The organism is Burkholderia sp. L-4 (assembly GCF_056856535.1).
Window position 1 is genome coordinate 2,669,185 of the sequence record NZ_JBXEOX010000002.1, and the last position, 18,659, is coordinate 2,687,843.

16 protein-coding genes are annotated in these 18,659 nt (G+C 68.2%); 8 read left to right on the forward strand and 8 right to left on the reverse strand.

What is annotated here, in order from left to right; genetic code table 11:
• The first annotated feature begins 95 nt into the window (after nt 1–95).
• From AC1VVG_RS28850 to AC1VVG_RS28865, 4 genes are all read left to right on the forward strand, one after another.
• Nucleotides 96–989 carry an urea transporter gene (locus AC1VVG_RS28850; RefSeq protein WP_482837001.1) on the forward strand — a complete coding sequence of 298 codons (894 nt, stop codon included), beginning with the start codon at nt 96–98 and terminating at the stop codon, nt 987–989.
• A complete protein-coding gene (locus tag AC1VVG_RS28855; protein ID WP_034189871.1) occupies nt 964–1,740 on the forward strand; it encodes a class II aldolase/adducin family protein in 777 nt (258 codons plus the stop codon). Before AC1VVG_RS28850 ends, AC1VVG_RS28855 begins: the two co-directional genes overlap by 26 nt.
• A gap of 57 nt (nt 1,741–1,797) precedes the next feature.
• Nucleotides 1,798–1,986: a 4-oxalocrotonate tautomerase gene (locus AC1VVG_RS28860; protein WP_124610038.1), complete on the forward strand. Its 189-nt coding sequence runs from the start codon at nt 1,798–1,800 to the stop codon at nt 1,984–1,986.
• A gap of 165 nt (nt 1,987–2,151) precedes the next feature.
• Complete coding sequence (locus tag AC1VVG_RS28865; protein WP_482837003.1) at nt 2,152–6,993, forward strand: NAD-glutamate dehydrogenase; 4,842 nt, start codon at nt 2,152–2,154, stop codon at nt 6,991–6,993.
• Between the two features lie 4 nt (nt 6,994–6,997).
• On the opposite strand, the gene AC1VVG_RS28870 is transcribed toward AC1VVG_RS28865, so the two are convergent.
• From AC1VVG_RS28870 to AC1VVG_RS28895, 6 genes are all read right to left on the reverse strand, one after another.
• Complete coding sequence (locus tag AC1VVG_RS28870; protein ID WP_034189874.1) at nt 6,998–7,858, reverse strand: class I SAM-dependent methyltransferase; 861 nt, start codon at nt 7,856–7,858, stop codon at nt 6,998–7,000.
• A gap of 7 nt (nt 7,859–7,865) precedes the next feature.
• A complete protein-coding gene (locus tag AC1VVG_RS28875) occupies nt 7,866–8,216 on the reverse strand; it encodes a VOC family protein (protein WP_034189875.1) in 351 nt (116 codons plus the stop codon).
• 1 nt (nt 8,217) lies between these two features.
• A complete protein-coding gene (locus AC1VVG_RS28880; RefSeq protein WP_034189876.1) occupies nt 8,218–8,394 on the reverse strand; it encodes a ribbon-helix-helix protein, CopG family in 177 nt (58 codons plus the stop codon).
• 114 nt (nt 8,395–8,508) lie between these two features.
• Nucleotides 8,509–9,342, reverse strand: a complete 834-nt coding sequence (locus tag AC1VVG_RS28885; RefSeq protein ID WP_049030881.1) for an arylamine N-acetyltransferase family protein — start codon at nt 9,340–9,342, stop codon at nt 8,509–8,511.
• A 145-nt stretch (nt 9,343–9,487) separates the two neighbouring features.
• Nucleotides 9,488–10,177 carry a hypothetical protein gene (locus tag AC1VVG_RS28890; RefSeq protein ID WP_049030883.1) on the reverse strand — a complete coding sequence of 230 codons (690 nt, stop codon included), beginning with the start codon at nt 10,175–10,177 and terminating at the stop codon, nt 9,488–9,490.
• 341 nt (nt 10,178–10,518) lie between these two features.
• Nucleotides 10,519–12,003 (reverse strand): amidase, encoded by a 1,485-nt coding sequence (locus AC1VVG_RS28895; RefSeq protein ID WP_034189879.1) that lies wholly within the window; start codon nt 12,001–12,003, stop codon nt 10,519–10,521.
• A 368-nt stretch (nt 12,004–12,371) separates the two neighbouring features.
• Between AC1VVG_RS28895 and AC1VVG_RS28900 the strand changes: the two genes are divergently transcribed.
• The 3 genes from AC1VVG_RS28900 to AC1VVG_RS28910 all read left to right on the forward strand — a co-directional run bounded on the left by AC1VVG_RS28900 (nt 12,372) and on the right by AC1VVG_RS28910 (nt 14,204).
• Complete coding sequence (locus AC1VVG_RS28900) at nt 12,372–12,806, forward strand: universal stress protein (protein ID WP_034189880.1); 435 nt, start codon at nt 12,372–12,374, stop codon at nt 12,804–12,806.
• 558 nt (nt 12,807–13,364) lie between these two features.
• Complete coding sequence (locus tag AC1VVG_RS28905; RefSeq protein ID WP_034189881.1) at nt 13,365–13,613, forward strand: hypothetical protein; 249 nt, start codon at nt 13,365–13,367, stop codon at nt 13,611–13,613.
• Nucleotides 13,614–13,730: 117 nt separating this feature from the next.
• Nucleotides 13,731–14,204, forward strand: a complete 474-nt coding sequence (locus AC1VVG_RS28910; protein ID WP_034189882.1) for a nuclear transport factor 2 family protein — start codon at nt 13,731–13,733, stop codon at nt 14,202–14,204.
• 22 nt (nt 14,205–14,226) lie between these two features.
• On the opposite strand, the gene AC1VVG_RS28915 is transcribed toward AC1VVG_RS28910, so the two are convergent.
• Nucleotides 14,227–15,168: a BPL-N domain-containing protein gene (locus tag AC1VVG_RS28915; RefSeq protein WP_482837238.1), complete on the reverse strand. Its 942-nt coding sequence runs from the start codon at nt 15,166–15,168 to the stop codon at nt 14,227–14,229.
• Between the two features lie 229 nt (nt 15,169–15,397).
• Between AC1VVG_RS28915 and acnB the strand changes: the two genes are divergently transcribed.
• The gene (acnB, locus tag AC1VVG_RS28920) at nt 15,398–17,983 is read left to right on the forward strand and encodes a bifunctional aconitate hydratase 2/2-methylisocitrate dehydratase (protein WP_034189884.1); all 2,586 of its coding nucleotides are present in this window, start codon (nt 15,398–15,400) and stop codon (nt 17,981–17,983) included.
• 113 nt (nt 17,984–18,096) lie between these two features.
• Here acnB and AC1VVG_RS28925 read toward each other — a convergent pair whose 3' ends face one another.
• Complete coding sequence (locus tag AC1VVG_RS28925) at nt 18,097–18,609, reverse strand: DUF4274 domain-containing protein (RefSeq protein WP_482837007.1); 513 nt, start codon at nt 18,607–18,609, stop codon at nt 18,097–18,099.
• Nucleotides 18,610–18,659 lie beyond the last annotated feature (50 nt).

An 18,659-nucleotide genomic window follows, 5' to 3' on the forward strand; every position in this document is an offset into this window, starting at 1 on the left:
GTGCATCGGCGACAAATCCTGACTATCCGGAATTCCCTATTCCGGTGCATGGGATTGTGTCCTATGCTCGCGGCTCGTCCTGCTACGCCACCATCATGCCTACCGCCCGCCCCGCCTCGCCGTCGATCGACCTGCGTACCCTGCTGCGCGGCATCGGGCAGATCGTGCTGCAGGCGAACGCGTTCACCGGCGCGCTGCTGCTCGTCGCACTGGCGCTGACCGACCTGCGGCTCGCGAGCGCGGCGCTGGTCGGTTCGGCCGCCGCCAGCATGACCGCCGTGCTGACGGGTGCCGAGCGCCGCGACGTCGAACAGGGGCTGCACGGCTTCAACGGCGCGCTCGCGGCGCTGATCGCCGTGCTGTTCGCGCCCGGTCAGCTTGCGGCCGTCGCGCTGGTGCCGCTGGTCTCGATCGGCGCGGCGCTCGTGCAGCGCGCGACGCGCGGGCCCCTCGCCCGGTTGCACCTGTGTCCGTATTCGAGCCCCTGTCTCGCCGTCACCGCGCTGTGGCTGCCGTTTGTCGCGCTGCAGCATGCCGCCGGCGCGGCGACTGCCCCGGTGCCGACGCTTGCATCCGCTGCCGGCGCATTGCTGTCGGGCGTCGCGCAGACCACCTTCGCGCAAGGCGTCTGGCCCGGCGTATTGATCGTCGCCGGCCTCGCCGTCGCATCGCGCCGCGCGGCCGCGTTCGCGCTCGTCGGCGCGAGCGTGACGACCGTGCTGCTGGTCGCGCTCGGCGCGAACGGCGCCTGGTTGGCCGACGGCCTGCTCGGCTTCAACGGCGCGCTCGCCGCGCTCGCGCTGATGTCGCGCGGCCCGCGCGCCGCACTGGCCGCCGCCGCACTCGCCGCGCTGATCCAGTGGCTCGCGATGCGCGCGGGCGTCCCCGCGTTCACGGCCCCGTTCGCACTCGCGTCGTGGGCAACCGTCGCCGTCGCGCGCCGCTTCCCTCTCGGAGAACCCGATGTCGTCATTCGCACACCGTCCTGATGCCGTGAAGCCCGGCGGCCCGGTCTCGGATGCCGAACGCCGGATGCGCGTCGATCTCGCCGCCGCGTACCGGCTCGTCGCGCTGAACGGCTGGGACGACCTGATCTACACGCACCTGTCGGCGACCGTGCCCGGCGAGCCCGGCCACTTCCTGATCAACCCGTTCGGCCTGACGTTCGACGAGGTGCGCGCGTCGAACCTCGTGAAGATCGACCTGGCCGGCAACCGGATCGGCGACAGCGCGCACGCGGTCAACGTGACGGGCTTCGCGCTGCACGCGGCCGTGCATGCCGCGCGCGCCGACGCCGTCTGCGTGATGCATCTGCACAATACGGCCGGCATCGCCGTGTCGATCCAGCGCGACGGGCTGCTGCCCGCGTCGCAGCATGCGCTGCGCTTTCACGGCGACCTTGCCTACCACGACTACGAGGCGCTCGCGTTCTCGCCAGCCGAAGGCGTGCGGCTGACCGCGAGCCTCGGCGCGAAATCCGCGATGCTGCTGCGCAATCACGGCACGCTGACGGTCGGCCGCACCGTGGCCGAAGCGTATGTGCTGATGGATACGCTGATCAAGGCCTGTGACGTCCAGGTGCGTGCGCAGGCAGGCGGCGGGCCGCTCGTGCTGCCCGACCCGGCCATCGCCAATCGCACCGCCGAACAACTGCGCGACGGCGGCGCGATCGAAGGCGAACTGGAATGGCCGGCGCTGCTGCGCCGCCTCGACCGGATCGACCCGTCGTATCGCGACTGACGCCGCGTGCCTCATCCTCGTCCTGCCGAATCGTTCAACCTCAACCGGAGCATTGCCATGCCGACTTTCAATATCCAGCTGTTCGAAGGCCGCAGCGTCGACCAGAAGCGCGCATTCGTCGAAGCCATCACGCGCGTCACATGCGAGACGCTCGGCTGCACGCCGGGCTCCGTCGACATCATCCTGACCGACGTGAGGAAGGAGAACTGGGCGACGGGCGGGAAGCTGTGGAGCGACGAGGGCTGAGCATCGGCGGCGGCGCTTCGGCACCGCCCACCCCGCGTTGATTCACACGCTGCGGCCGCCTCGGGCCGCCCCGCGTTGTGCGCCCGCACATCGCTTTGTCACGCATTCGGCGCCATAATGCCGGACAGACGCAGCAGCCAATGGCCACCCGACGAGGAGACCGCCATGGAAGCGAAGAACGAGGAAGTCGTCGCACACCTGCTCTCCGATGTCGTCGAATTCGCGCGCGGGCGCCTGCCCGAAGCCACCTTCCGGATCGTCGAACCCTTCCTGCGTCACTACTACGATTTCGTCGACGCCGACGATCTGCAGAGCCGCGGCATCGCCGACCTGTACGGCGCCGCGATGGCGCACTGGCAGACCGCGCAGAAATTCGTGCCCGGCAGCGAGCGGCTGCGCGTGTACAACCCGATCCTCGAACAGCACGGCTGGCACTCCGATCACACGGTGATCGAGATCGTCAACGACGACATGCCGTTCCTCGTCGACTCGGTCACGATGGCCGTCAACCGCCTCGGGCTCGCCCTGCACTCGGCGCTGCACCCGGTGTTCCGCATCTGGCGCGGCGCCGACGGCGGCATCGCGCGTGTCGACGCGGGCGGCGCGACGCCCGGCGACGGCCAGTCGCAACTCGCGTCGTTCATCCATTTCGAAGTCGACCGCTGCGGCGACGCCGCGCTGCTCGACACGCTGCGCGCGGACATCGCGCGCGTGCTCGGCGATGTGCGCGCGTCGGTCGAGGACTGGCCGAGGATCGTCGACATCGCCCGGGCGACGATCAAGGAAATGAAGGCGCGCGAATCGACCGCGGAAGACATCGAGGCGCGCGCGTTCCTCGAATGGATGGCCGCCGATCACTTCACCTTCCTCGGCCAGCGCGACTATGCGCTGGTCTCGGACGGCACGGGCTTCGGCCTGCGCGGCATCGCGGGCTCGGGCTACGGCATCCTGCGCGAATCGCTGCGCACGTCGGGCACGCCCGACGTGACGCCGCTGCCGCCCGCCGCCGCCGACATCATCACCGGCGCGTGGCCGATCTTCCTGACCAAGGCAAACTCGCGCGCGACCGTGCACCGGCCCGGCTATCTCGACTACGTCGGCGTGAAGCTCGTCGGCGCGGACGGGAAAGTCACCGGCGAGCGCCGCTTCATCGGGCTCTACACGTCGACCGCCTATTTCGGTTCGTACACCGAGATCCCGATCGTGCGCCGCAAGTGCGCGAACATCGTGCGGCGCGCGGGCTTCCTGCCGAAGGGGCACCTCGGCAAGTCGCTCGTGACGGTGCTCGAAACCTATCCGCGCGACGAACTGTTCCAGGCCGACGAAGACCGGCTCTACGACATCGCGCTCGGCATCCTGCGCCTGCAGGAACACCAGCGCACGCGGCTGTTCGTGCGGCGCGACCGGTTCGACCGCTTCGTGTCGTGCCTCGTGTTCGTGCCGCGCGACAAGTACAACACCGACCTGCGCCGCCGCATCGCGAAGCTGCTCGTCGACGCGTACAACGGCGTGAACGTCGAATTCACGCCGCTGCTGTCGGAATCGGCGCTCGCACGCATTCATTTCGTCGTGCATGCCGAACCAGGCACGATGCCCGACGTCGATACACGCGAGCTCGAAACGCGGCTCGTGCAGGTCACGCGCCGCTGGCAGGACGATCTCGCCGATGCACTGCTCGACGCCTTCGGGGAAGAGCAAGGCAACCGCCTGCTGCAGCGCTATGCCGATTCGTTCCCGGCCGGCTATCGCGACGACTACCCGGCCCGCACGGCCGTGCGCGACATCGAGCTGATCGAGCGCGTGAAGGACACCGGCCAGCTCGCGATGAACCTGTACCGGCCGATCGAGGCCGAGCCGCGTGCATTCCGCTTCAAGGTCTATCGCGCGGGCGACCCGATCGCGCTGTCGCGCAGCCTGCCGATGCTCGAGCATCTCGGCGTGCGCGTCGACGAGGAGCGGCCGTACCGGATCCAGACGCAGGACGCGACGCACGCATGGGTGCACGACTTCGGCCTCGAACTCGCCGACGATACCGAGTTCGACATCGAGCGCGTGAAAGGCCTGTTCGAGGATGCGTTCGACCGGATCTGGACCGGCTGGATCGAGAACGACGACTTCAACCGCCTCGTGCTGCGCGCGCACCTGAGCGCACGCGAAGTGACGATCCTGCGAGCGTACGCGAAATACCTGCGGCAGGTCGGGTCGACGTTCAGCGATGCCTATATCGAACGCGCGCTGACCGGCAACCCGGCGATCGCGCGGCAGCTCGTCGAGCTGTTCCTGCTGCGCTTCGACCCGGCCACCGGCGATTCGCGCGACGTGCAGGCCGAACGGCTGCTGAAAGCGATCGAAGGCGCGCTCGACCAGGTGCCGAACCTCGACGAGGACCGCATCCTGCGCCAGTTCCTCGGCGTGATCAACGCGACCGAGCGCACGAACTACTTCCTCGCCGATGCGAACCGCGAGTCGAAGCCGTATCTGTCGTTCAAGTTCAATCCGGCGAAGGTACCGGGCCTGCCCGAACCGAAGCCGATGTTCGAGATCTGGGTGTATTCGCCGCGTGTCGAGGGCGTGCACCTGCGCGGCGGGCGCGTCGCGCGCGGCGGCCTGCGCTGGTCGGACCGCCGCGAGGATTTCCGCACCGAAGTGCTCGGGCTGATGAAGGCGCAGATGGTGAAGAACGTCGTGATCGTGCCGGTCGGCTCGAAAGGCGGCTTCGTCGTGAAGAACCCGCCGCCGCCGAGCGATCGCGAAGCGTGGATGCGCGAAGGCGTCGCGTGCTACCAGACCTTCCTGCGCGGGCTGCTCGACCTGACCGACAACCTCGTCGGCAACGCGATCGTGCCGCCGCCCGGCGTGGTCCGCCATGACGCCGACGATCCGTACCTGGTCGTCGCCGCCGACAAGGGCACGGCCACCTTCTCCGACTACGCGAACGCGATCTCGCACGAATACGGCTTCTGGCTCGACGACGCGTTCGCGTCCGGCGGCTCGGTCGGCTACGACCACAAGAAGATGGCGATCACCGCACGCGGCGCGTGGGAATCGGTGAAGCGGCACTTCCGCGAGATGGGCATCGATACGCAGACGACCGACTTCACGGTGGTCGGCGTCGGCGACATGTCGGGCGACGTGTTCGGCAACGGGATGCTGCTGTCGCCGCATATCCGGCTCGTCGCCGCGTTCGATCACCGGCACGTGTTCCTCGACCCGAACCCCGATCCCGCGGCGAGCTTCGCGGAGCGCGCGCGCCTGTTCGCGCTCGAACGCTCGAGCTGGGCCGACTACGATCCGGCCGCGATTTCGCCGGGCGGCGGCGTGTACCCGCGCACCGCGAAGACGATCCCGCTGTCGCCGGCCGTGCAGGCGGCGCTCGGCATCGACGCGCATGCGCTGCCGCCGACGGAGCTGATCCGCGCGATCCTGCAGGCGCCGGTCGACCTGCTGTACAACGGCGGCATCGGCACCTACGTGAAGGCCGCGCGCGAAACCCACCAGCAGGTCGGCGACCGCGCGAACGACGCGGTGCGCGTGAACGGCGCGGACCTGCGCTGCAAGGTGGTCGGCGAAGGCGGCAACCTCGGCTGCACGCAGTTCGGCCGCATCGAGTTCGCGCAGCGCGGCGGCCGCATCAACACCGATGCGATCGACAACTCGGCCGGCGTCGATTGTTCGGATCACGAAGTCAACATCAAGATCCTGCTCGGGCTCGTCGTGTCGGACGGCGAGATGACCGAGAAGCAGCGCAATGCGCTGCTCGCGGAAATGACCGACGAAGTCGGGCTGCTCGTGCTGCGCGACAACTACTACCAGACGCAGGCGCTGTCGATCGCCGGCCGCCATGCGGTCGAGCTGCTCGACGCGGAGGCGCGGCTGATGCGCTGGCTCGAACGCGCGGGCCGGTTGAACCGCGTGATCGAATTCCTGCCGACCGACGACGAAATCGCCGAGCGGCAAGCCGCGAAGCTCGGCCTCACGTCGCCGGAGCGCGCGGTGCTGCTCGCGTACAGCAAGATGTGGCTCTACGACGCGCTGCTCGAATCCGACGTGCCCGAAGACCCGCTCGTCGCCGCGATGCTGGTCGATTACTTCCCGAAACCGCTGCAGCAGCGTTTCAGCGAACCGATGGGCCGCCATCCGCTGCGCCGCGAGATTCTCGCGACGCACCTGACCAATGCGCTCGTGAACCGTGTCGGCTGCGCGTTCGTGCACCGGCTGATGGAGGAAACCGACGCGCAGCCGGGCGATATCGCGCGTGCATGCATCATGGCGCGCGACGTGTTCGATCTCGATGCGGTCTGGCGCGACATCGACGCGCTCGACAACCGCGTGGCCGACGACGTGCAGGCGCGCATGTTCGTCGACGTCGCGCGGCTGCTGGAGCGCGCGGCGCTGTGGTTCCTGCGGCATCTGCAATCCGGCGCGGTGGCCGACGGCGGCGTCGCCGAACTGATCGCCCGCTGCCGCGACGCGGCGCAACGGCTCGCCCCGCAACTGCCGGCGCTGCTGCCGGCCGACGATCTCGATGCGCTGTCCGAGCGGCAGCGCGTGCTGGTCGAAGCCGGCGTCGACAGCGCGCTCGCGGTGCGCGTCGCGAGCGGCGATATTTCGGCCGCGCTGCTCGACATCGCCGAGGTGGCGGCCACCTGCAACCGCAGCCTCGAACTCGTCGCGGGCGTCTATTTCTCGCTCGGCACGCTGCTCAATTACGGATGGATCAGCGAGCGAGCGGCGACACTGCCGACGCCGACGCACTGGGACATGCTCGCGCGCGCCGCCGCACTCGCGGAAGTCGCGCGCCTGAAGCGCACGCTGACGACCAGCGCGCTCGCGGAATCACCGGATTCGACGACGCCGGAGACGATCGTCGGCGCGTGGCGCGAGCGCCGCGACGCCGCGCTCGCGCGCTACGCGCACCTGCTGGCGGATCTGCGCGCGTCGGGGGGCGCGAGCCTGGCGGTGCTGCTCGTGGTCGTGCGGGAAATGGCCGTGCTCGAACGCGCGTGACGGTTCAGACCGTCGCGACCAGCAGCTCTTCCGCGTTGTTCGGCGGCCGCAGGCCGTCCGCGCGATCGGCGAAATAGCGGCGCGTCAGCTCCGCGGCCGATACATGCACGGCCTTCGCAAAACCGGCCTCCAGCGCGAGCGCCCGGATCTGCGCCGGCATGAAGAAGCTGATGAACGGCGTGCCGCTCGCGCGCGCGCCCTTCGCGGCCATGTCGAGCGCCGGACGCACATCCGGATCCGCGTTCTCCAGCGGCAACAGGAACGTCATCGCGAGCGTCGAGCCCGGCGCGAGCGACGCGACCTCGCGCAGCGCGGCCGCGTTCGCCTCGCGCGTCAGGTACATGCTGACGCCGGTCGACACCACGACGGCCGGCTTGCCGGCATCGAACCCCGCGCCGACGAGCGCGTCGCGCCACGACGCTTTCGCCTCGAAATCGACCGGCACGAAACGCAGCCAGTCGGGCACGCCGAAACCGAGCTCGGCCAGACGGCGCTGCTTCCAGGCCTGCGGCGCCGGCGGATCGACTTCGAACACGGTCACGCGCGACGCCATGTCCGGCCGGCGCTGCGCGAAGCTGTCGAGGCCCGCGCCCAGGATCACGTACTGGTTCACGCCGCGCGCGGCCTGCTCCGTCACGAGATCCTCGATGAAGCGCGCCCGCGCGACGATCGACGCGCGAAACGGCCGCGTGAACTGCGGATCCATGTCGCCGCGCTGCTGCCAGCCCGGCGGCGGCGCGAGCAACCGGAGCCCGACCTCGTCGGCCAGCACGTGCGGTGGCGCGTCGAGCCGCACGTGCAGCGCGCGCCACAGCGCGACGCGGGCGGCCGTGCTGTCGGGGGCGTCTTCGCGGATAGCGGTCATGCCGGCCTCACGCACCCTGCTTGCCCGGCGCCTGCAGGCGCCACACGCGGCCGTCGGGGTCGCGCACGGTCATGTCGCGCGTGCCCCAATGCGTGTCCTCGAACGGCGTGACGACGTCGACGATCGGTTGCGGCCGCACCGACTGCTCGTCGGGCACCTTGAGCACGACCTGCATGTCCGGCGTCTCGCTCGGCGGCACTTCGGCGATGAACAGGAACGGACCGTCGCCGCTGCGCAGCTGGCCCGACTGGTGATCGGTTTCGAATTCCAGCCTGAAGCCCAGCGCCTGGAAGAACTTCGCCGACTTGCCCCAGTTGTGCGTCGTCAGGTACACGGCTTCGATTCGCTCGGATGACATGTCACGGCTCCTTGATGGACGGTTCCGCGCCGGGCGGCGGCGCGGCGAGATACGCACGCAATGCGTCGGCCACCAGCGCGGACAGCGATTGCTCCGTTTCGATGGCGCGATGCTTCACCTGCCGGATCAGGCCGAGCGGCAGGTACACGTTGAACTGCTTCACTTCTTCGTCGGTCATGGATACTAGTATGCTAGCAATCTAGCAAATGTCAATCGCGCAAGCGGCGGGATCGACGATGAAAGCCGGAAGCGGTCCGCGCACGGGCCGCCCTGCGACGATCGTGCGTTCGCGTTATTGCGCGGCGGCACGCGCCGCGAGCCGCGCAAACAGCGCGTCGAGATCGAATCCGTCGGTATTGACGCCGATGGTGTCGCGCAGGCACGCGCTCCACTCCGCCGCGTTGTCGAACGTGACGGCGCGCCCCGCGCCCGCTGCGTCGCGCAGCGTCAGCGTGGTGTTGCGCAGCGCGGCGCGGCCTTCCGGCAGCACGCGGCACGCGATCAGGTCATGCAGGAAGATGGAGTCGGGATAGGTCGACGTGAACCAGTTGGCGGCGTCGTAATCGATCCATTCGACCGGCTTCGGCAGGAAGCGGTACGTGGTCTGCCAGCCGTCCGGCGTCTCGAGCTGCACGTCGAATTCACCGTCGACCGGCGCGGCGACGATACGAAACGCGCCGTGCGGCGTCGGTTGCCGCTCGTCGGGCACGAAACGCAGCGGCGCCGTCAGCGTCGCGCTGCCGAAACCGATGTCCGCGAGCCACGCCGCGCCGTCGAGGTCGATGCGCAGCAGCATGTGCGTGTGCGCGGCAGGCACGTCCGGCGGCCGCATCCAGCGCACGCGCGCGATCAGCGGCGTCACGCGAAAACCGATCGTCGCGAGTGCGGTGTAGAACAGCTTGTTGAGTTCGAAGCAGTAGCCGCCGCGGCGGCGTTCGATCACCTTGTCGACGATCGACGGCAGGTCGAGCGCGACCCGCGCGCCGGTCAGCGGGTTGAGGTTTTCGAACGGGATCGCCTGCGGATGCAGCAGATGCAGCCGGCGCAGCACGTCGAGCGTCGGCTCGGCCGGGCCGTCGTAGCCGATGCGGGAAAAATAGCGCGAGAGGTCGAACGAATCAGTCATGAACCGGCACCGATAACAGGGACACGCCACGATAGCATCGTGCGACATCCCCATGTTGGGCGGGGCGATCGTTCATCGCCGCACCCGATGCCGATGCGTCCACGCCCGCACCCGAACCCGAACCCGAACCCGCAACCGCACGACGTTACGGCAGCAGCTTCAGCGCGGACGATGCGACCGACGGCACCGAAATGCCCTGGCTCGTCGCGAACTGCACGGCCTGGCTGAGCGTCGCCGCGAGCGACTGCAACTGGCCCGGCGCGCTTTGCGCGATATACGACGCGGCCTGCATGTTCTGCGGGTTCAGGCCCGACTGCAGCAGCGACGCCGCGCTCGTCGAACCGAGATTGCCGAGCCCCGACTGCAGTTGCGAATACTGCGTGAGCCCCTGCCCGAGCGACGCGAGGCCGTTGCTGAACGCCTGCTTGTCGATCGGACCGTGCGTCGCGCCGCCGCTCGCGAACGCCTGGCCGAGCGCCTGCGACACCGATTGCTGCGCGCCGCCCATCTGCGACAGCGCGGCCGGCGTCAGCGCATTGCCGCCGGACAGCTGGCTCGCAGCCTGCTGCGCCTGCCCGGCCGCACCGGTCAGCCCCATCGCCGACGCGAGCGACGACTGGCCGGTCAGCACCTGCTGGTTCGCGCCGACATAGGCTTGCAGCAACTGCGCGACACCGCCGCCCTGCGCGGGGGCCGCCTGCTGCTGCCCGCCGCCGAGCAGCGATGCGCCGAGCGATTGCAGGTCGAGTTGCGCGTGCGCGGCACCGCTCGCCAGGATGCCGAACGCGATGCCTGCCGAGGCCAGGTACCGGCCGGTCGCGCGAATGTGCTTCATGTGTTTCCCTCGTGCCCGAATGGTCGAGGCGATATTGTCGAAGCGCGTCGCGCCGTACCGCAACGACTGAAACACATCGAAACGAAATCGCGGTGCGTAGCCGCTTGCCATTCCGCGACCGGTGGACGTCGTTGCGCGGATTCGTCCACGTTTGCCGTTCGATCTCACGCGCGCACCGGCATTCGTTCTTCCGTTGCGTCAATGAGGGCGGAGTCAAGCCTTGCATGCAGCAGGGCAACACGCATCGCCGCCGGGCGTCGCGTTCGGCGGTCGAAACAAAACGGGCGGCTCGCCGCCGCCCGTTTCATCACCCCGATACCGGCCGTCGGCCGGCCGCGCCATTACGCGGCCATCCACGCCGGCAGCCGCCGGCCCACCCAGTCGGCCGCCTGCTCGTAGCCGCGCGCGAGTTGCAGCACCGCGAGATCGGCACGCGGGCGCCCGATCAGTTGCATGCCCATCGGCAGCCCCGCGTCGTTGAAGCCGACCGGCACGTTGATCACCGGGCAGCCGGCCAGCGTCCACGGCACGACCGTCTCCATCCAGCGGTGATAGGTGTCCATCGCACGGCCGGCGATCTCCTTCGGCCAGCGCTGGTCGACGTCGAACGGGAAGACCTGCGCGGTCGGCGCCGCGATGAAATCGTAGCGCTCGAAGAAGCTCAGCACGGCCTGATGCCACGCGGTGCGCTCGACGCTCGCGTCGAACACCGCCGCGCCCTGCATCGCGAGCAGCCCCTCGACTTCGTAGATCGCCTCCGGCTTCAGCAGCGCGCGGCGTGCCGGGTCGCGATAGTGCGCGAGCAGCCCGCCGCCGGACAGCAGGTGCCGGTGCGCGAGCCACAAGCGCCAGATGCGGTCGGGGGCGAACGCCGGCAACGCGGCGTCGACGTCGCAGCCGATCTCGCGCAGCACCGCGAGCCCCTGCTCGCACTGCGCAAGCACGCCGGCCTCGGTCGCGAGATAACCGTTCCAGTCGCCGACCCACGCGATGCGCTTGCCCCGCAGGTCGGCGTCGAGCGGTCGCGCGAACACGGCCGGATCTTCCGCGAGCGACAGCGGATCGTTCGCGTCGTAGCCGGCCTGGATCGCAAGCAACTGCGCGACGTCGCCGACGGTGCGGCCCATCGGCCCTTCGATGCCGAGCTGCTGGATGAATACGTCGACGCCCGGCCAGCGCGGCACGCGACCCTGCGACGGACGCAAGCCGTAGATGTTGCAGAACGCGGCCGGGTTGCGCAGCGAACCGCCGAAATCGCTGCCGTCCGCGACCGGCAGCATCCGCGCCGCGAGCGCCGCCGCCGTGCCGCCGCTGCTGCCGCCCGCGCTCTTCGTCAGGTCGTACGGGTTGCGCGTGGCGCCATAGACCTCGTTGAACGTGTGCGAGCCGAGCCCGAACTCCGGCGTGTTGGTCTTGCCGATGAAGATCGCGCCGGCCGCGCGCATCCGCGCGACGCCGACGGAATCGGCCTGCGGCACGTTCTCGCGGAAGATCGGCGAACCGTAGGTCGTCCGCAGCCCCTTCGTCATCGCCAGATCCTTCGGCGCCTGCGGCATCCCGTGCATCCAGCCGTGGTACTCGCCGCGCGCCAGTGCGGCATCCTTTTCCGCGGCTTCGGTCAGCAACGCATCGCGCTCGCGCAGCGCGACGATCGCGTTGACCGCACCGTTCACTCGCTCGACGTGATCGAGATACGCACGCATCGTCTCGACGCACGAGACCGCCTTGCTGCGGATCGCCGCGGCGAGCTCGCCGGCCGACAGGCGCACGATCGGATCGACGGAAATGGAAGCGGGAGCGAGAAGCTGCGGGGCGCCGTGCGGCATGCGGGGTCTCCTGGAATCGCAATGGAATGGCGGGCCGCGAGGCGGCGGTCGCTCCCGGCCGGCCGGAAGGGGCCGCCGCCGCGGCCGATGCTCTACTCTACGCGACGCCGGATCGGCGACCTCCGATATTTTCCGTCGCGATTCATTGCGGATCCGACTAAATCGGCGCGTGGTGCGTCGGGCCATGCACACGGTCCCGGCCAGTGAAATCGTTTATGCGCATAAACTTAAATTTCTTATATTTCTAATTAGGCGCGTCACACGACGACGCGCGTTAACGACATTTTTACGCGGCCGCCCGATCTCTTTAGATCGCCCGCCGCGGCCGCACGCTACGCTGGAAGCATCTCGTTTCCTGGACATCGTTCATGCTCAAGCTGCTGGTTCCGGTCGGTCACTCGCCCCGCTCGCTGCAGGCGGTTCGCCATGCGACATTCCTGTATCGCGAACGGTGCGCGTCGGAGATTGTGCTGATCAACGTGCAGGCGCCGCTCGAATCGACGCGGCTCGAGGCCTATTACCCGCTGTCGCGGCTGCGCTCGATCGAGGAGAAGTTCGCGTCCGACGATCTGGCGACGGCGGAGCGGATCCTGCGGGAAGCCGGCGTCAAATACACCGTCGTGATGAAGGTCGGCCCGGTGGCCGACACGATCGCAACCGCGGCAGCCGAGACCGGATGCGACGAGATCGTGGTGGTCGCGCCGCGGCACGATCCGCTGCATGCGCTGATGTCGGTGTTTCGCCGCAGCGTGATGGGCCGGCTGGTGCGGATTTCGAATGTGCCGGTGACGGCCGTGCAATGACCGGCATCGGGCGCGGGGATGCCCTTGCCGCCGGTCGCGTGACGGACCGCGGGCTTGCGCCGTCGGCCGTCGAACGCGCGGCGAGGACGTGCGCGCACGGTGCGTCGCGCACGTCCTGTCATCGAGCGGCGTTCAGTCGATGACCTTGCGCCAGAACACGAAATAGGCGGCGGCGGACGACGCCAGCAGCAGGATGGCCCACATCGGGGCGAGACTGAGCAGGACGGAAGAGACGTTAAGCATTTGGATTCCTCACTATTTCGACAGCGATATTCGACATGCACCTGCTTGCCGGAACCGGGGCATTGATCCGCCATCGCATTCCGTCAAATCATGTGTTCATGCTATCGCCTCGAGCGGCCACGCAACCGCCGCCGCCCGTCCGCACCCTGACATTCGTCAAACTCGCGCGAATCACCCGCGCGCCGGCGCGGCGACGTTAGACAGGGCGGGATCACACCGCCCCCGCCGCCGTTTTCAGCAGATGTTTACCGGGGGAAGCCCCAAGTGCTTCGTCAGACGTATCCGCGTTACGCTGCAGCGACGAGGAGACGAATCATGAGACGAACCGTACATATCGCCGTATTCGCGCTGCTGGCCTATCTGATCGGCGATCGCGCGATCCTGCATGCACAGGGCCGCGACGCCAGCCCGCTCGCGTGCGAGCAAGGCGCCGCGCAGGTGAAGGCCGACGCGCTCGGCCGCGGCTTCGGCGAGGCCGCCGCCGGCAGCCAGAGCGAGGCCTACATGTCCGGTTGCCTGGTGACCGGGCGAGACGAGCGGGACGTCACGATGGCGAATCGTTGACGCGCATCCTGTAACATGCCGGCCGCGGGCGAAACCGCCCGCTCACGCCGCTCGGCGCCATTTTCCTTATCGACGCTTCGACGGACGTCATGGTCCGCCCCTCCGCCACGCCCCACGATGAGTCATCCGAACACCGAACTGATCCAGCGCTTCTACACGGCCTTCCAGCAGCGCGACATCGACGCGATGCTCGCCTGCTATGCCGACGACGTCATCTTCAGCGATCCCGCGTTCGGCGAACTGCGCGGCGACCTCGCCCGCGACATGTGGCGCATGCTGGTCGCGCGGGCGCAGGAATTCTCGCTGACGTTCGGCGACGTGGCGGCGGACGAACAGGCCGGGCGTGCCGCGTGGATCGCGCACTACCGGTTCGCCGCGACCGGCCGGATGGTGGGCAACCGGATCGACGCGCGGTTCCGGTTTCGCGACGGACGCATCGTCGAGCATCGCGACAGTTTCGACCTGTGGCGCTGGGCGCGTCAGGCGCTCGGGCTGAAAGGCGCGCTGCTCGGCTGGACGCCGTTCATGCAACGCGCCATCCGCGCGCAGGCGCGGAAAAATCTCGACGCGTACCGGGCGAAGCGGAAATAAGTCACGCCCCGCAACCGCGCCGCTACGGCGCCATCGTCGCGCGAATCAGGTCATCGGCCATGTCCGGCAACACGCCGTCCGGGTTCCTGAGGCCGTACCGGCGATACCAGCTTTCATCGGCCTCGGGATGCGGGCCGGCGAGCCCGACGCGCCCTCTGCCGTAGCGGTACGTCGCGGCGGCGATATCGCGGTTCGGATACGTCGCCAGCACGACACCGCCCGAGCCGGCCGGCACGGCCGGGAGCATCGCGCCGTCCTGATAGTAGATCCAGCGCCTTTTGCCGCGCCAGACGACCGGCGTGACCGTGTCGGCGATGCCGTGAAGCGCCGAGCCCGGCCGGCCGACCTCGGAATCGATCTCGCCGTCGACCATCCGGAAACCGTGTTCGCCCGCCAGGTACGCGCCCATGCAGAGCCCCAGATAACGCCCGCCGTTCGACACGTAACGCCGCACGGCCCTGATTGCATTTTTCCCGATGCTGGCCGCCGCGCCGGAAATGTCCTGCCCCCCGCCGGGCTGCACATACAACGCCGCACCGGCCAGCGCGGCGGGGGTGATCTTGAGTTTTTCCGCCGGGCCGACGTAGATCACCTTGAACTTGTCGTCCGATTCCCGCAGGCGGCTGGCGATCGCCTCGGGGCAGCCATCGCACGCGGCGGGGCCGCGATAGACGAGCGCGACGAGCCGGCTCGCCTCGCGACGCGTTTCGTCGCCGGTCGCCGCCGCATGAACGGCCGACGACGCGACGAGCGACATCGCCAGGAAAATCGAGTCTCTGGATCGCATGGTCCTGAACACCGGAGTAAGAGAATAGCCGCCGCCGGGGACGAATCGGCGGGCACGCGCCAATTTCCGCCTCGCGCTGTCACAACCCGATCGCAAGCTGCGCGACAGGAAGCGTAGCCGCGCGAACGCGCCGCGTGTGTGCCGTTTCCCGCGTACTTGTGCAGAAATGTGCGGCACCGGCAACCTGATCCGGGCTCGCCGGCCGCCCACCGGGCCACGCCAGACAAGGCCAGCTCGGCCATGCAGCCCCGATGCCCGGCCTTTTGCACATCAACTCTTATATAAGACATAAGACATTTGACGTTCCAGACCATTGAGATTAGAATCCCGCTCAAAGCAGTGCCTGGAATCGCCCCGGAGTGCCGGCAAGGCCTTCCCCTCAGACGCAATATCAGCAGGTCTCCCCATGCTTGAAAACTTTCGTGCTCACGTGGCCGCCCGCGCCGCGCTCGGTATTCCTCCCCTGCCGCTGACGGCTCAGCAGACCGCCGAACTGGTCGAATTGCTGACGAACCCGCCGGCCGGCGAAGAGCAGACGCTGGTCGACCTGATCACCCATCGCGTGCCTGCCGGCGTCGACGAAGCCGCCCGCGTGAAGGCCGGCTTCCTGGCCGCCGTGGCCAAGGGCGAAACCGCCTGCCCGCTGATCTCGCGCGCACGCGCCACCGAACTGCTCGGCACGATGCTGGGCGGCTACAACATCCAGCCGCTGATCGAGCTGCTGTCCGACGACGCGGTCGCGGCCGTCGCGGCCGACGCGCTGAAGAAAACCCTGCTGATGTTCGACCAGTTCCATGACGTGAAGGAACTCGCCGACAAGGGCAACGCGCACGCGAAGGCCGTGCTGCAGAGCTGGGCCGACGCCGAATGGTTCACGAGCCGTCCGGAAGTGCCGCAAAGCCTGACCATCACCGTCTTCAAGGTGACGGGCGAGACCAACACCGACGACCTGTCGCCGGCGCCGGACGCCACCACCCGCCCGGACATCCCGATGCACGCGCTGGCGATGCTGAAGAATGCGCGCCCGGGCATCACGCCGGAAGAAGACGGCAAGCGCGGCCCGGTCAAGTTCATCGAATCGCTGAAGGAAAAGGGTCACCTGGTCGCGTACGTGGGCGACGTGGTCGGCACCGGCTCCTCGCGCAAGTCGGCCACCAACTCGGTGCTGTGGTTCACCGGCGAAGACATCCCGTTCGTCCCGAACAAGCGCTTCGGCGGCGTGTGCCTCGGCGGCAAGATCGCCCCGATCTTCTACAACACGATGGAAGATGCCGGCGCGCTGCCGATCGAGCTCGACGTGTCGCAGATGGAAATGGGCGACGTGGTCGAACTGCGCCCGTACGAAGGCAAGGCGCTGAAAGATGGCAAAGTGATCGCCGAATTCCAGGTCAAGTCCGACGTGCTGTTCGACGAAGTGCGCGCCGGCGGCCGCATTCCGCTGATCATCGGCCGCGGCCTGACCGCGAAGGCGCGTGAAGCGCTCGGCCTCGCGCCGTCGACGCTGTTCCGCCTGCCGCACCAGCCGGCCGACAGCGGCAAGGGCTTCTCGCTCGCGCAGAAGATGGTCGGCCGCGCATGCGGTCTGCCGGAAGGCCAGGGCGTGCGCCCGGGCACGTACTGCGAACCGAAGATGACCTCGGTCGGCTCGCAGGACACCACGGGCCCGATGACCCGCGACGAACTGAAGGATCTCGCCTGCCTCGGCTTCTCGGCCGACCTCGTGATGCAGTCGTTCTGCCACACCGCCGCGTATCCGAAGCCGGTCGACGTGAAGACGCACCAGACGCTGCCGAACTTCATCAGCACGCGCGGCGGTATCGCGCTGCGCCCGGGCGACGGCGTGATCCACTCGTGGCTGAACCGCATGCTGCTGCCCGACACCGTCGGCACCGGCGGCGATTCGCACACGCGCTTCCCGATCGGCATCAGCTTCCCGGCGGGCTCGGGCCTCGTCGCGTTCGCGGCCGCCACCGGCACGATGCCGCTGGACATGCCGGAATCGGTGCTGGTCCGCTTCAAGGGCAAGATGCAGCCGGGCGTCACGCTGCGTGACCTCGTCAACGCGATCCCGCTGTATGCGATCAAGCAAGGCATGCTGACGGTCGCCAAGCAAGGCAAGAAGAACATCTTCTCGGGCCGCATCCTCGAAATCGAAGGCCTGCCCGACCTGAAGGTCGAGCAAGCGTTCGAGCTGTCGGATGCGTCCGCCGAGCGTTCGGCCGCCGGTTGCACGGTGCACCTGAACAAGGAACCGATCATCGAGTACCTGAACAGCAACATCACGCTGCTCAAGTGGATGATCGCGCAGGGCTACCAGGATCCGCGCAGCCTGCAGCGCCGTATCGCGGCGATGGAACAGTGGCTGGCCGACCCGCAACTGCTCGCGCCGGATGCCGACGCCGAGTACGCGGCCGTCATCGAGATCGACCTCGCCGACATCCACGAGCCGATCGTCGCCTGCCCGAACGACCCGGACGACGTGAAGACGCTGTCCGACGTCGCCGGTGCAAAGATCGACGAAGTGTTCATCGGCTCGTGCATGACCAACATCGGTCACTTCCGTGCCGCGTCGAAGCTGCTGGAAGGCAAGCGCGACATCCCGGTCAAGCTGTGGGTCGCGCCGCCGACCAAGATGGACCAGAAGCAGCTGACGGAAGAAGGCCACTATGGCGTGTTCGGCACGGCCGGCGCACGCACCGAAATGCCGGGCTGCTCGCTGTGCATGGGTAACCAGGCTCAGGTGCGCGAAGGCGCGACGGTCATGTCGACGTCGACCCGCAACTTCCCGAACCGTCTCGGCAAGAACACGAACGTGTATCTCGGCTCGGCGGAACTGGCGGCGATCTGCTCGCGTCTGGGCAAGATCCCGACCAAGGAAGAGTACATGGCCGACATGGGCGTGCTCAGCGCGAACGGCGACAAGATCTACAAGTACATGAACTTCGACCAGATCGAAGACTTCAAGGAAGTGGCCGACACCGTGCAGATCTAAGCACGCAGTCGGGCTGCGGCGGGTGGTCGACGTCGCAGCGCACCGATAGGCGCCGCGGGCCGAATGGCTGCGGCGCCTTTTTTATGCGTCATCGGCCGGACGCGCCCGCCCGGTCAGTCGTACAGCGCGTGCAGTTGCTCGACCACGTCGAACGGCAAGCCCTCGTCATACCCGTCCGCTTCTTCGAGATCGACGTACTCGCGGCCGTCGGTCGGCTGCAGCATCAGCGGCGGCACGGGCCGCGCGACCGGGACGTCCGGATAATCGTTCGGCCCCGCGCCATCGAAGTCGTACGGATCGAACCAGATTCCGTGATCGGCGTAATAGCCGTCGGCGTACCGTTGCTCGATTTCACGAAGCAGCCGGAACGTATCGCGTTGATATGACGCATGGCCCAGATCGCTTTCGTTCGCGTACTGCACGAACCACGCAGCGCCGAGATTCCAGTAGATCAGCAACGCGGTCGCGCGATCGACGTTGCGGTTGTCCAGCAGCCAGCGCAACGCGCGGCCGTTGCCGTCGTAATTGGAGCGTGCGGCGAACCGGTGCCACTGCTCGGGCGTCGCGCCTTCGAGCCAGGCCCGGACGAGGTCCCACGCCTTCTGTTCGATGTCGGAGTCGTTCATGAATCGTATCTTGCGGAATGAGCGGTAACGAGAAGGGCTCGAATGATCGG